This is a genomic window from Vibrio lentus (assembly GCF_002875945.1).
GTDB classification, from domain to species: Bacteria; Pseudomonadota; Gammaproteobacteria; order Enterobacterales; family Vibrionaceae; genus Vibrio; species Vibrio apostichopi.
Map to the genome: position 1 here is coordinate 43,222 of NZ_MCZK01000143.1, position 13,672 is coordinate 56,893.

General features: G+C 42.9%; 11 protein-coding genes. 6 read left to right on the forward strand and 5 right to left on the reverse strand.

What is annotated here, in order from left to right; all coding sequences use genetic code 11:
• The first annotated feature begins 100 nt into the window (after positions 1-100).
• Positions 101-1,948, forward strand: coding sequence for a M3 family metallopeptidase (locus BCT49_RS15925; RefSeq protein ID WP_102436496.1), 1,848 nt, complete (start codon positions 101-103; stop codon positions 1,946-1,948).
• 106 nt (positions 1,949-2,054) lie between these two features.
• Here the strand turns inward: BCT49_RS15925 and BCT49_RS15930 are convergent, their stop codons facing one another.
• From BCT49_RS15930 to BCT49_RS15940, 3 genes are all read right to left on the reverse strand, one after another.
• Positions 2,055-2,366: a hypothetical protein gene (locus BCT49_RS15930; RefSeq protein ID WP_102436498.1), complete on the reverse strand. Its 312-nt coding sequence runs from the start codon at positions 2,364-2,366 to the stop codon at positions 2,055-2,057.
• Between the two features lie 201 nt (positions 2,367-2,567).
• Complete coding sequence (locus BCT49_RS15935) at positions 2,568-3,599, reverse strand: porin (protein ID WP_102436500.1); 1,032 nt, start codon at positions 3,597-3,599, stop codon at positions 2,568-2,570.
• 158 nt (positions 3,600-3,757) lie between these two features.
• Positions 3,758-4,678, reverse strand: coding sequence for a DUF3187 family protein (locus BCT49_RS15940; protein WP_102436502.1), 921 nt, complete (start codon positions 4,676-4,678; stop codon positions 3,758-3,760).
• 297 nt (positions 4,679-4,975) lie between these two features.
• Between BCT49_RS15940 and BCT49_RS15945 the strand changes: the two genes are divergently transcribed.
• Entirely contained in the window at positions 4,976-5,734 is a 759-nt protein-coding gene (locus BCT49_RS15945; protein ID WP_372166409.1) for a response regulator transcription factor, read from the forward strand.
• 31 nt (positions 5,735-5,765) lie between these two features.
• Here the strand turns inward: BCT49_RS15945 and BCT49_RS15950 are convergent, their stop codons facing one another.
• Together BCT49_RS15950 and BCT49_RS15955 are read right to left on the reverse strand one after the other, a co-directional pair.
• A complete protein-coding gene (locus BCT49_RS15950; protein ID WP_102436506.1) occupies positions 5,766-6,599 on the reverse strand; it encodes a RecX family transcriptional regulator in 834 nt (277 codons plus the stop codon).
• A 210-nt stretch (positions 6,600-6,809) separates the two neighbouring features.
• Positions 6,810-8,414, reverse strand: coding sequence for a mechanosensitive ion channel family protein (locus BCT49_RS15955; RefSeq protein ID WP_102436508.1), 1,605 nt, complete (start codon positions 8,412-8,414; stop codon positions 6,810-6,812).
• 251 nt (positions 8,415-8,665) lie between these two features.
• On the opposite strand from BCT49_RS15955, the gene BCT49_RS15960 reads away from it, so the two are divergent.
• From BCT49_RS15960 to BCT49_RS15975, 4 genes are all read left to right on the forward strand, one after another.
• Positions 8,666-8,914, forward strand: coding sequence for a hypothetical protein (locus BCT49_RS15960; protein WP_102436510.1), 249 nt, complete (start codon positions 8,666-8,668; stop codon positions 8,912-8,914).
• Between the two features lie 1,022 nt (positions 8,915-9,936).
• Positions 9,937-12,000 (forward strand): protein-disulfide reductase DsbD family protein, encoded by a 2,064-nt coding sequence (locus tag BCT49_RS15965; protein WP_102436562.1) that lies wholly within the window; start codon positions 9,937-9,939, stop codon positions 11,998-12,000.
• Between the two features lie 3 nt (positions 12,001-12,003).
• Positions 12,004-12,573, forward strand: coding sequence for a protein disulfide oxidoreductase (locus tag BCT49_RS15970; protein WP_102436512.1), 570 nt, complete (start codon positions 12,004-12,006; stop codon positions 12,571-12,573).
• 119 nt (positions 12,574-12,692) lie between these two features.
• On the forward strand, positions 12,693-13,412 hold the full coding sequence (locus tag BCT49_RS15975) for a DsbA family protein (RefSeq protein ID WP_102436514.1): 720 nt from the start codon (positions 12,693-12,695) through the stop codon (positions 13,410-13,412).
• Positions 13,413-13,672: the final 260 nt, after the last annotated feature.

Genomic DNA, 13,672 nt, shown 5'->3' on the forward strand with positions numbered 1-13,672 from the left:
GATATCCTGTGACTTACATTCCGTTATATGTAATGTCACAAAATACATCTTGTAAATGTGTCATAATCTTGAAATTCAAGCGTTATTTTCAAGGAATCTCATGACTGCTACGAACTATCTCAACGAATTAAATCAAAAGTATCTTGCGACTCATAAAGCAAAAGAAGACTTCTTTTGGGATACTTACATGGGGATAAGTGACGACCATAATGGGTCAACACAAGCGCAAACTCAGTGGACCGAATTTCTTAGCGCAGCTGAACAGATAACCACTATCGAAAAGCACATTTCTGCCATTGACGAAATTCAAGATACGGAAGAAAAAGAGAGCACATTAACTGGACTGAATGGCTGGTTATCGACCTTTAAATCTCACGCGATTGAATCTCAACAATCTCAGAAACTGAAAGCAGACCTCATCAAATTCGAAGCGGAACTGTTTGAAAAAAAACAAAATCACGTAATGACTTACGTCAATGAGGCGGGTGAAGAAACAGAAGGCTCGTTGCCCGTTCTAGGTTCAACAGTTAGAACTAATAGTACTGAAAAGGTAAGGCTTTCTGCACACCAAACATTGCTCGATTTAGAACAGTGGCTGCTGGTCAATGGTTTCATTGAGCTAATCAAAAAGCGTAACCAATTTGCTCAGTCACTTGGTTTTAAAACCTTTTTTGATTACTCAGTCGTTAAAACCGAGCAGATGACAACAGAGCAGCTGTTTACGATCCTGGACGACTTCGACGCACGTACGCGTGATAGCCATCAACAAAGTCTAACGAACTTAGCTAAGCAGAAAGGTAAAAGTGCACTGCAAGCTCATAACTTTACCTACTCTTTTGCTGGTGACGTTATGAATGACTTAGACCCTTATGTTCCCTTCTCAAAATCACTGAGACGCTGGATAGAATCTTTTGGTCGCCTGAACATCGAATACTCTCAAGCGACATTGAAATTGGATTTACTTGATCGTAAAGGAAAGTATCCTAATGGCTTCTGTCATGGACCGATCCCTTCTTTCTACGACCAAGGCGCTTGGGTTGCAGCTCAAGTTAATTTCACGAGCAACGCTAAGCCCGATCAAATAGGCAGTGGTTATGATGGGATTAACACCTTGTTTCACGAAGGTGGACACGCGGCGCATTTTGCTAATGTAAAAATGAACGCGCCTTGTTTCTCTCAAGAGTTTGCCCCCACCTCGATGGCTTACGCTGAAACTCAATCTATGTTCTGTGACAGCTTGTTGAACGACGCCGATTGGTTAAAACAGTACGCGCTCAATTCAGAAGGCCAACCTGTGCCAGACGAGTTGATTAAAGCGATTATTGATAACAAACAACCGTTTAGATCCTATCAAGAGCGCAGTATTCTTGTGGTTCCTTACTTTGAGCGAGCACTTTACGAGCTAGCAGATGAGGATCTAACACCTGAAAAGATCACGGCACTTGCACGTAGCAGTGAAAAGACAATTCTTGGATTGGCTTGCAGTCCTCGCCCACTGATGGCGATCCCACATCTATTGTCAGATGAAGCATCTTGTTCATATCAAGGCTATCTATTGGCTCACATGGCGGTGTATCAAACTCGTGCTTATTTCACCGACAAGTTTGGGTACTTAACGGATAACCCAGAGATCGGGCCTTTGTTAGCGAAACACTATTGGCATAAAGGCAATAGCGTGAACCATAACGGAACAATAGAAAGCCTGACCGGGGAAGGCTTCAATGCCAAATACCTTGCAGATGAATGTAATTTATCACCAGAACAAGCTTGGGCGATTGAAGAGAGAAAAATCAAACAACTGGCTTCTCGAGAACGTACAAAAGTCGCTGATTTGAATGCCAAGATATCAATCGTCGATGGTGCAACTGAATTAGCGAATAATGAAAAGTCGAATGACCAAATGTGTGACGATTTTGAAGGCTTTATTGTGGAACAGTATGGACGATAAATATTGCTTTAATGGAAGCTGAAAAAGTTAGCTCTAATTAAACGCATTAACGCAAAAAAGGACGATAATATCGTCCTTTTTATTATTCAACTTTCAAGTACTCACTCTATACGGCAACGCAAGCTGACCGAATTTCGGTATCAAACTCAATATCAACCGACTCAATGCTTCTCAAAGACTTTCTATGGATGCCGTACACCTGCCCCGTCAAAACAATATAAAACTTCTCAGTTTTAAGTAGCTCCCACGCTTCATCTAAAGATTCAACATAGACCTTGTTTTGCGAGTCTTGCGGGCGAGTACCAGCAACTCTTCCATGCTTACGTGCTAATTCAAACAGTCCATTACGATTAGGTTTACACATAAACAGAGTGTCATTGCCATAAATGACACCCTTGCCAGTCATGCTCTTAACCATTGTATTTCTCCAAATAATAGTTCCACTCATTAACGCTGAGTGGCATACCACATGTCGAACAGTGGATGCTTAAGCCGCACAGAGAAGAGAATATGGTGTAAAGACCGGGCAGCATTACACCATAGCGTTCAATTTCGAGTATTTGAGTTCTACGGGCATAGACTCTTCAACAGATCTAAGCTCATAGAATTGCTTATGTTCTTAGAAGTAGTAGTAAGCAGCAGCGAATACGTGTGTTTCTTCGTCGTATTGCGTGTTACCAGTTGAGCGTGCGCCTTCAATGTCTTGCTTGATATCGATACCCATATCTGCGTTATCGGCAATACGGTACATCGCTGCGATGTTGATGTACGAAGAATCTACATCTGATAGGTTGTCTTCTTCGTTAGTATTGAAAGCGTAACCAGCTGCGATAGTCAGATCATCAGACAGTGTGTAACCGCCAGAGAAGTAGAAACCAGTATTCTTCATTTCATCGTTCTGATCGATCCAAGAGTTAAGGCCTAACTTCATTGAGCCCAACTTCATGTTGCCAGTTACTGTGTATACTTCGTAATCTTTCTCATCGTCACGAGCTTCGTAACCTGCGTATACGCTAAATACTTCTTGCTCGATACCGATGTAACCGTTCACGCCTTTGTCTGCGTCGTTATGATCGTCATCAGTCTCAAAGTAAGAGATCGCGTAAGCGATACCGTTAGTTGTACCTTGGAATTTAACTACGTTAAACGCATCTGATGCATCACCAGCAGAAGCACCGAACTCGTAAGTAGTGTCGCCAGCGCCATCGACTTTATCTAAAGCCGTGTCGTTTTCCCAACCAAATGAAGCGATACCGTAGCCAGTGTCAAAACCAATCCAAGCTTTGTCTACGTGAGTTGCTGGACCGGTATCAATACCGTTAACCCAAGCAGAAGTTGCAGCGTCAGCATCCGCTACGTTGTTGTCTGTCGTGTACTGAAGCATTAAGTCTGTTTCTACGTAAGCCACTACGCGGTTGTTGCGGTAGTTAAGAGCCAATGTTAGACCTGTAGCCCAGTCATCGTAAAAAGCTTTAGAGCCCGTATCGTAGTAACCACCAACACCGAAAGAACCAGACACTGAGAACTGATCTTTGTGCATTGGGTTAAAAGCAAACATCTCTTCATTCTGGCTGTTTTGACTGCTTGTGTTTACAGCAAACGCTGAAGTTGAAATGCTTGCAATCGCAAGTGCTACTAATGTCTTTTTCATGATAACCACTACCTATATATATTGATTCGGCCTTGTTAGTCCGGCCTTTTGGAGTGGCGCTATTGTTCAAAAAATTACGTTATTGATATACCGTAAAATTACTGAAAATTTTATAGCCTCGGTGAATTAAATTACATAATGATATGTTGATATGGCTTTTATATTGAGAATCGCAAGCCGAGCGTAAATCCGATGTCGGTACTGTTATCCATATTACGAATGTTTTCGATCATCAAGGCTTCAATGGCGAGTTGGTTAATGCGGTATCGATAACCCACTACGACTTCGTTAGAAGGTTCCGAGAAATCGGGTTCATCTGTTGCCCACCCTTGATAATTTAAAGACTCAAGTAACAAGCTGTGCCGAGCATTAAACCTATACTCATACCCTATCGCCCAACTTGCGCTTACGTTTTCAAAACTTAAGTCTTCTAAACCAACTAAGTAGTCATCACCGTTACGGTGAACCAAGCCTACCGTCGAAAAAAAGTTATGCCTTGATGTGATATAGCTATAGTTGAGTTGAACACCTTGCTCGAAGCTCGTTCTGGCAAATTCCCCACTTCTAACATTGTTGTAAAACAAAGAGCCACCAGCAGAGAGCGACATCGGTCCTCTAGAATACAACAGCAGCTCATTGTAAAAAGTCAGCGCATTGGTTAAGTCATCACCCTCAAAATCGGATACATGAACCCCGGCATTATTAAAATCCATGGTGAACTGATCTTCAGCCACTTCATCGCGGCCATTCTGTCCAATACCAAACAGATCGTGAAAACCCATCACAAAGCTGTCTAAGCCGTTATCCTTTGCAGTGACCACTCGATAATCCAACTCCGTTTTCCAAACAGGAGAGGCTTGCCATTGAATTGCGATATTCGACTGATTTTGGTAGTAGTCGAGGGCGTACGCGTCCGTATGAGCCCATATACTGGCTTGGGTGTATGAAGATTTGAATTCAACGCTTCCCGCTCTATTAGGCTGAGCAGAACGAAGCTGTGTTGAAAGCACATTGGAATGAATCGGGGATTGAGCATAGACGAACATGGGAGACGCTATTGCAGTACGGAAAGTTAGCATCAATACTAATAAAGACAGTAATACTCTTAAAACAATCACGGTTTTCACTCGGCAATATCAAACGCCTCGATTCTCTTAAAAACACTGTTCAATTGATGCAGTAAAACTACGGCTTTTCTCTATCAGGTATATAACAAAGCGTTATAAAAACGGAAGATTTAGAATCCCTTGTTTATCTGTTCTTGTTACCTTGCACTATCCAGCATGAGAGAATATCTTCTTCCGGTGAATGAATGAGCCACTAATTGATAAGGGAAAAATGTGACAGATTCGAGTCAGAGCTTTGAACAATTATTAATGAAGCAATCTGCAACTTTGATCAATAGCGATCCAAGGGACTTTAATGCCACTTGGTCAGAGGCAAGCTTTGATGTTTTAGATTGGTTCGATATTGATAGGCTCACACTCTACCCAAATTCTATGGTGCTGTTGGAAGATGGGAAAACATGTTCCGTATCCAAGTCGCACATTCCATCGATCAACAAGAGAGACTTCGTTGGTTGTAATCACTTAGAATATTTAAAGCTTCTCAAAACCAACGAAACTTACTTGGAGTTTTCAGAAGCGGAGCTCGCTGTCAGTCAAAATGATGTGTTAAGTGAGTTGTACGATCAAGGTGGAAAGTGGCACTGCGTCATTCCTCTTCAGTTATTTAACCAGCGCTGGGGCGCATTATCCTTTACGAATTTTCACGACAATAACAAAACATTAGGGTTAGAAGACATTAAGCGATTGAAGCTGGTGTGCGAGATCTGGCTTTGCTACTGGCAGCACTCGACCTTAGCAAGAACGCTAAACCAGAGTGAAAACTTGTGGGAAGATGATAGCGACAAATTATTGCTGTTGACTCAAAAACAGACCAAGGTACTGTCTCTTATTGCTCAAGGGTTTAGTGCCAAAGAGTGCGCTGATAAATTGCACTTGAGCCCCCGAACCATTGAATCGCATAAATACAGAATGCTTGGTTTAATGGAGCTCAATAACCACAACGAATTAGTACAGTTTGCCTTGCGTAACGGCCTCGGTATCTCGGAAAATCAACACACCACACGATAGCCTTTTATAGCTTAATTCTTTTGTACAACCGCTATTCGTTGCCTTCACTCAACGCAAACTTAATCTCATCAGACGAGAAACCTTTACGACTCAACATTGCGTAGGCCTTTGAACGTTCCTTGTGATCGTTAAGGTCATAGGATTTTTTCTGCAACTGTTCTAAACAAGAAGAATAAAAATCCAATTGCTCTTCGTTAATTAATCGGTCGATTAACGATGACAACTCGCTGGTGTCAATTTGTCGTTGTCTTAGCTCTTGCTGGATAGCGGTCAAGCCTTTGCCTTTACGAGCATACTTGAGCACTTCTTTTTCCAAATCCGCTTTCTCAGCTTTGATTTGGATATTACTTTTCAGTTCATGCGCTTGTGGGTGCTGATCAATCGCGACTTTTACTTGCTGATAGCTAAAACCACGCTTTTGCAGTGTCGCAACCAACTTTTCACGGCTCATGGTAAAGCTGGTGTAATAGTGGTTGATTCGGTCTATCAAGATACTCTGCTCATCAATAGACTTGTCGAAGGACACCTTATGGATAGCATCAGAAATCACTGAGTCCGTCAGGCCCTTCTTCTTCAGTTTTTCGACAATGTATCGAGAACCAAATTCACCAGAGAATGCTTGTTCCACGAATTGTTCTGCAAACACTTGGTCAGACTTGAGATACCCAAAGCCTTTCAGAGTACCCAAAGTTTCATCGATCCATTCTTGATTGTCGGTTTTCACTTTCAGCTTTGCAATCAGCTCGCTTTCCGTCATATCTCTCTGGGTTAAATGCCACATCGCAGAGTTCATGACGCTTTCGATTCGCGTCGCTTTTCTTACCGTAGTATTTCTAGTATTCGTTTTTTGCTGTGAATCATCCATTAGATTTCAACTGTCCAAACTAAGCCTACCCCATCATAACGTAATTCTAAGGTGGGTGAAGTGACATAAAAGAATGAAGCTCAATATAAACTGACAGCCAATAAAAATGGACGCTAATTCAGCGTCCATTTAATTTCACATTAAGAGGTCGACGATACGCCGAACTTAGCTTTTTCGCACTAGCCTTTTTCCGTATTAGCTATTTTCGGATTAGCTCTCTTCGTGGTTGTAAACATGCACATCACGTTGAGGGAATGGAATCGTGATGCCTTCTTCATCGAAGCGTTTCTTCACGGTTTCCGTCACATCCCAATACACATCCCAGTAATCGTCAGTTTTAACCCAAGGTCTTACCACGAAATCAACAGAAGACGTATTCAAGGTATGAAGCTTGATCATATGTTCTGGCTTTTTAAGTACTAGAGGGTGCGCAATGATGATGTCGTTCAATACCGCTTTTGCTTTATCGATGTCATCGGAATAACCAATGCCAAACACCATATCCACACGTCTCACACGCTCTGCTGTGATGTTGTTTATAACGTCACCCCAGATCTTGTTGTTCGGGATCACCAAGCGTTGGTTATCAATGGTTTGAACCGTTGTCGACACTAAACTCATGTCTTTTACTGTGCCTTGAACGCCAGCTACTTTAACCATATCGCCAACATCATAAGGACGATAGATCAAGATCATCAAGCCTGACGCAAAGTTAGACAGCGTATCTTGCAATGCGAAACCAATGATGACACCCGCAACACCGAAACCCGTTAGTAGTGGCGCTAGCTCAATCCCAATTTGAGACAGGGCGATAAGCAAACCAATAAACACGACCGCTTTAGATGCGATGGATACGAAGAACTCCTGCATCAATACGCTGAAGTCCATTTTAGAGTGCGAAACACTCTTACGAACGGTCTTACGAGCGACGTTAGCAATAAGACGAGTTATATACAAAATACCGAGAAACAGAGCGAGTTTAACGATAAAAGAAGGGGTATTTTCGAAAGCCCATGAGCTAAACGAACGTAACCAACCATCTAGCAGTTCGAGTGCGACATCAACATCCAACACGTCAGCGTTGATATCACCCGTCGTTGCTAAAAGCACGCGCTTATAAGAAGTCACATCCACGCCGTACGGTTCCATTAGCGTGATGGTCTCTTCCAAGCTCGCAACCATAACACTGGTTCGCTCGCTGAAACGTTCAAGCTCCTTTTTAATGGTCGCTTTCTCTTCTTCATTCACAAAAGACAAACGCGCTTCTAAGTCTTGACGCTGTGTGTCTGTGTAAAGGATGGCGTTAGTCAGATATTTAGAACGTTCAACAAGCGCCGTTTTGAGTTCACTTTCAGGAACAGCAACATCAACACCACGCTCTTTCGACCAATCTAATGTCGTAGAAAGTTGTTGATAATAAACATCCATCATCCCGATTCGTTTTTGAATCCGTAACTCAAGACGCTTTTTAGCATCACCTTCAGCCGAACGGTTTTCTCTGCTCATTGAAACGATTTTAACTTCATTCAATGCCAGTAGCTTTTGTAAGAGTTCGACCTGCTGAGCAAGAGTGACATCAAGCCCCTCTTTCTTATCTGACGATAGCTGCGAAAAGATCTCTTCACGTAATGCTTGGTTTTTACGCCTTAATATATCTTCTAAAAATGGCTTCTCAGCATCATGTGCCGATTCTAATGTTGTTAGGTCCAGCATTAGCTGGTCTTGTACTTCTGCTATTTTATCGACACTTTGTGCAAAACTCCCTGATGCAACAAACGCCAACATTAAAAATAGACAACGCCAAACCTTTATCATGTTAATTCCTATGAATGTCTAAATTGACCCTATAAATAGTAGTAAAAAGAATATGGATAACAAGCATTTAAAAGTATGTTGTGTTAAATATTCGCAAAATATCAGCTCGGATCTAATATTTGAGAGTTCCAATCCCTTCTTATGACCTGTAGAGTACGCATCCAACAAAGAATAACGGCCAAAATCATCAATTAGGCACATGCACAAAAATGCCTTTAATCCGATGTCGGCTCATAGCAAGAGAATAAAAAATGAACAACGAACTTGATATTATCGATTCCTTAGAAGAACTGGAAAAGTTCCTAATCTCAGTTGAAGCTGGCGGTTTGGGTCTTGAAGGCGTTGAAGGCGTAGGCATGGCAACCAATAATTCAGATGGTCGTCATTTCGTTGCTGTATTTGATAGCAACCACAAGGTTCTACTTGCTCGCTGGATCACTAAAGAAGTCTTTGAAAATGGTAAAGACCTAGTTCGTAACGGACCTCGTCGCACTCATTAAGACGTCCGAATAGAGCCTAGAACACCTAAGACTAATAGATTGAGCCCAATTAAGTTTCTAACGAGCGATTGGGCTTTTTTGTGCCTGCTGTTTAATTAACGTTTTCAAACACAGCCACGCTGCACCTCATGTAAGCGTAGCTGGCTCGCTTAGAACGTTACTTTGAAACTGTCACCTTGAAAAATCATCTTGGTTAGAAAAAAACCACCTTGGTAAGAAATACAGTCACGTTGATGAGAAAAACAGCGGTCAGATAAAAAGAGCAAATTATTATGAACTTAAGCCAAACCTTGATGCCTCACTCGCTAGGTTTGGTATTTATGCATCCCTTTTGCTTTGACAATTTTATGACTTGTAGCCCAGAGCAAAGTTATCTAAGCTAGCCACAATTCAACGAGCTCGCTTTAGCTGCTAACAACTAACAACTAACTGATTCGATTACTGACTGATTTGCTGAATACACCATTACTTTTCTTATCCAAACAGAACCGCCGACAAAAGCATTCGCTTTGGGCGCTTTTCCTTACCGGACTGGTTATCGTAACCTGTCTGGCAAGTACGCTGTCTGCAAACAAAGTAACCACTTCGGCTTCCTTAATTGGACAATCAATACTTGTCGGCGCGGAAACCAGCCACCCACAAGCAAACGTCGCATCTTTCGATAAAATGTCTGAGCTCTATGCCAGTGTTTTCGGGTCAGAAGCTTCTAAAACTCTGTCAGCGCCAAATTCTAGCGCGTGCAGTCTAAGCTCAAAAATGCTCACCTTCGCGACACCTAAAACAGGTTGGCTGATTCCTTTTATCCTGTTTATTGCTGTTGCGTACAGCTTATCACCTCACATATCGAGATTGTCTAGGGATAACCATCGCTCTTCTCGACCTACAAAACACCGCTTACATCTAAAGCACTGTATATTTAGAGAGTAAATAACCGGGCTACTACACCCTTTTATTTATTTTTTGGAGATACATTTGTGTACAACACACTACTAACTAAGTTTGTCGATTCGTTGGCATTCTGCATGCGTACATGCGCGAAAACGCTAGTCACGGCCCTTTTGGTTATGACGTCATTTACAGCTTTAGCACAGACTACGGGCTGGCTCAGCGTGCCTGAACATCCACCCGTCAAAATGCGAATGATGTCGACAGGTGAACAGTCGGATGACGGTTCTAAGATTCAAACCGTGCTGGATGTCGTTCTCGACGGCGATTGGAAAACCTATTGGCGTAGCCCAGGTGAAGGTGGTATTCCACCAAGTTGGGACTGGTCTGGTTCAACAAACATAGAGTCGGTAGAGTGGCATTGGCCGATCCCTAAGTATTACGAACAACTGGACGTGATGACGCTGGGCTACAAAAAACACGTCAGCTTCCCAGTAACATTGACACTGAAAGACAACACGAAGCCGGCGCTGTTCAAGGCGTCGTTCACCTTTCCGTCGTGTACCAATATCTGTGTTTTAACCGATTACGACATCGAACTGCCCATTGATCCGCAAACATTAGAGCTCGATGAAGAAGCGATGTTCTTGTTCAATCAAGGCATGAGCCAATCTCCACGAGAAGCTAACCGCACTTCAGTGAACGGCCTATTCTGGGATAAGAGCAAGCAACAACTGGTGACTCAGCTAACAAGTAAAGAAGGCTGGGATAAACCAATGGTGTTGATTGATGGTCAAGAAGTGCTTGATGACTTCTTCTCTCAACCTACCATCCACATCACAGACAATACAATGACTGCAGTATTTGATGTGAGTAACTGGATCGGTGACGTCGACTTAACGGATCGTACGGTGAGAGTTACCGTTTCAGATACTAACTTTGCTGAAGAGATGACCGCGCAAGTTGGCTCAGAACCCATCGTTTACCAAACAAGCAACAACAGCTTTCTAGTCATGCTTGGCTTTGCGTTAGTGGGCGGTTTAATCCTCAACATCATGCCGTGTGTGCTTCCCGTGTTAGGGATGAAGCTAAACAGCATCATTCAGAACCAAGGTGCTTCAAATCGCCACATCCGACTCTCATTCCTAGCGTCTGCTGCGGGTGTTATCACTTCGTTTGCGCTGTTAGCGCTAGGCATGACCGTTCTAAAAATGGGTGGCAATGCGATAGGTTGGGGAATCCAGTTCCAAAATGTTTGGTTCATCGGATTCATGCTGATCATTACCCTACTGTTCTCAGTTAACCTACTCGGCCTATTCGAATTCAGACTTCCGTCAGGCTTAAACACTTGGATGGCCACCAAAGGCGATGACTCACATTCAGGTCACTTCATCCAAGGCATGTTTGCGACACTATTGGCGACGCCTTGTAGTGCGCCATTCCTAGGAACCGCAGTGGCTTATGCTCTGGGCGCAAGCTACCAAGAGTTGTGGGCTATCTTTATCGCACTCGGCATTGGTATGAGCGCACCTTGGTTGATCTTCGCCTTATTCCCAAGCCTAACGAAGCTGCTACCAAAACCGGGCGCATGGATGTTCAAAGTTAAGTTGGTATTCGGCTTAATGATGTTCATCACTAGTCTGTGGTTAACAAGCCTACTGAGCCCATTCATTGGCAAGTTCCCAACCATCTTGTTGTCACTGTTTATCGTCGTTTCAGTTCTAATTTGGATTGGCATGAAGTTAGGTCGCAAGGTACTGATTCCTATCATGGCAACCACAACCTTGGTATTTGGTGCTGCATTGATCGTCGGCAGTGTTACCGCTGATAACTGGGCAACGCCAATTGTCGATAACCTTGATTGGCAGAAGCTGGATGCGAAAAAAATTCCTCAATTAGTCGATGAAGGCAAAACGGTTTTTGTTGATGTGACCGCAGAATGGTGTATCACCTGTAAGGCCAACAAAATTGGCGTCATTCTTCAAGATCCTGTCTACAGCCACCTACAGCAAGAAGACATTGTTTTGATGAAAGGCGATTGGACAACACCAAGTGAAAGTGTCACTCAATACTTACAAAGTAATGGGCGATTTGGCGTGCCATTTAATATCGTTTATGGCCCGAGCTATAAAAATGGTATTCCATTGCCCGTGATTCTAGACAGTGACACTGTTATTCAAGCCATCGACGCTGCGAGATAATTGATGAAGACGCCCAACAATGAACAAAAGCCTAGCTCTGCTGAAGACAACGCTGTAAAGGCTGAAACCAAAAAGCCAAGTTGTCTTAAGAAGTGGGGAAAGGAACTCGTTTCAATGATACTGATCGTTGGCGTGGTTTCGCTGGCCATGGATTTTTACCACAGCAGAAGCATGCCTCAAGGAGACGCGATTCCAATCGTGGGTCAGTCGCTCCAAGGTGAGGATATTGATGTTATCGAGCTAAGCAAAAACGGTAAGCCCGTTATTGTCTATTTTTGGGCGACTTGGTGTAGCGCATGCAAGCTAGTGAGCCCAACGGTCAATAGCTTCAACGACTCCCATCAAGTAGTTTCTGTCGCACTTTCATCTGGCCCAGACGAACGTGTTCAGCGCTTCTTAGACGCCAAAGAGTATGACTTCCCTGTTATCAATGATCTCTCTGGATCGATCAGCAGAAGTTGGGGAGTCAATGTCACGCCAAGCATTGTCATCATCAAAGATGGAAAGATCAGCAGTATCGCAACCGGCGTTACTTCCCCTATCGGCCTGTGGTTAAGAACCTACTTTGCATAACTCGCTTACAAAGAAAGAGCAAAGCAAACAAGCCGATTTAAGAAAATTTAACAAACAATAATACCGTGAGCGCGACCCAAAACGCGTTCACGATTATCAAGAATTAGAGAATAAACAACATGAAAAAACATTTGATAAGCACACTGATTTTAGGCTCACTAATGAGCACGAGTGCGTTCGCTGAGTTAAGCACAGAACAAACCCAGCAACTTGAAGAAATTAATCAATTCCTGAAGGAGAATCCTTCTACGATTTCAGGGCTGCATACCAGTTTAGAGCAGTACGTCGCAGGCCAAGCGCAAGCAAAGAAAGCTCAAGCTGAAAGTCACGACTGGTTGTATAACAATGACGCTCATCCAATCACGGGCAACCCTGACGGCAAATCAGTAATCGTCAACTTTACTGACTACAACTGTCCTTTCTGTAAACGCTTAGAGAAAGGCTTAGTTAAATTAGCTTCTGAAAATAGTGATATCAAAATCATCAATGTGTACTTGTCATTTAAACAGCAACAAGTAGATGGCCTTGATACCAATGCAGCTCTATACGCGATGAAAGTATGGAAAGATAATCCAGAAGCCTTCCCTGAAGTCGATAGATTACTGATGGCGAAAAGCGGTAGCCACACCAAATCTTCATTACAAGCTGTGGCAAATAAAACAGGAACAGAAGCGCAATTGGACACGACCTCAGAGCAAAGCGACATACTCATGACCAACCACCAAACCTTTAGTGCTCTAGGTTTAACCGGCACTCCAACCATGATGATGAACGGAAATGTGTTACCGGGATATGTACCTTACGACCGACTGAAAGACATCGTAGATGACGCTTTCTAATCGAATCTAGAAAGGTTGTGAGTCTTAGCAAAAATTGAAGATGAAATTGATAAAGCCTACTGGCGTTAACCCGCGGTAGGCTTTTTTATGGCTTTGGAATAATCGTTTTGAAACATAAAAGCAGTCGAAGTGTCACCATCTCGCAATGGGTTCTTAATTTATCCTCGTTACTCTAAGAGCAGTTCTGTCGATGAGTCAAAGACGTGTTAACTCTAGACAACTGTCCTTTGACCGAGCTTAGCTCGGTCTTTTTTTTACGT

Excerpts from the sequence above, each read along its gene's own strand:
- BCT49_RS15925 (WP_102436496.1), top strand. The coding sequence starts at position 101 with ATGACTGCTACGAACTATCTCAACGAATTAAATCAAAAGTATCTTGCG.
- BCT49_RS15960 (WP_102436510.1), top strand. The coding sequence starts at position 8,666 with ATGAACAACGAACTTGATATTATCGATTCCTTAGAAGAACTGGAAAAG.
- BCT49_RS15975 (WP_102436514.1), top strand. The coding sequence starts at position 12,693 with ATGAAAAAACATTTGATAAGCACACTGATTTTAGGCTCACTAATGAGC.
- BCT49_RS15930 (WP_102436498.1), bottom strand. The coding sequence starts at position 2,366 with ATGGTTAAGAGCATGACTGGCAAGGGTGTCATTTATGGCAATGACACT.
- BCT49_RS15955 (WP_102436508.1), bottom strand. The coding sequence starts at position 8,414 with ATGATAAAGGTTTGGCGTTGTCTATTTTTAATGTTGGCGTTTGTTGCA.
- BCT49_RS15970 (WP_102436512.1), top strand. The coding sequence starts at position 12,004 with ATGAAGACGCCCAACAATGAACAAAAGCCTAGCTCTGCTGAAGACAAC.
- BCT49_RS15945 (WP_372166409.1), top strand. The coding sequence starts at position 4,976 with ATGAAGCAATCTGCAACTTTGATCAATAGCGATCCAAGGGACTTTAAT.
- BCT49_RS15935 (WP_102436500.1), bottom strand. The coding sequence starts at position 3,599 with ATGAAAAAGACATTAGTAGCACTTGCGATTGCAAGCATTTCAACTTCA.
- BCT49_RS15950 (WP_102436506.1), bottom strand. The coding sequence starts at position 6,599 with ATGGATGATTCACAGCAAAAAACGAATACTAGAAATACTACGGTAAGA.
- BCT49_RS15965 (WP_102436562.1), top strand. The coding sequence starts at position 9,937 with ATGCGTACATGCGCGAAAACGCTAGTCACGGCCCTTTTGGTTATGACG.
- BCT49_RS15940 (WP_102436502.1), bottom strand. The coding sequence starts at position 4,678 with ATGCTAACTTTCCGTACTGCAATAGCGTCTCCCATGTTCGTCTATGCT.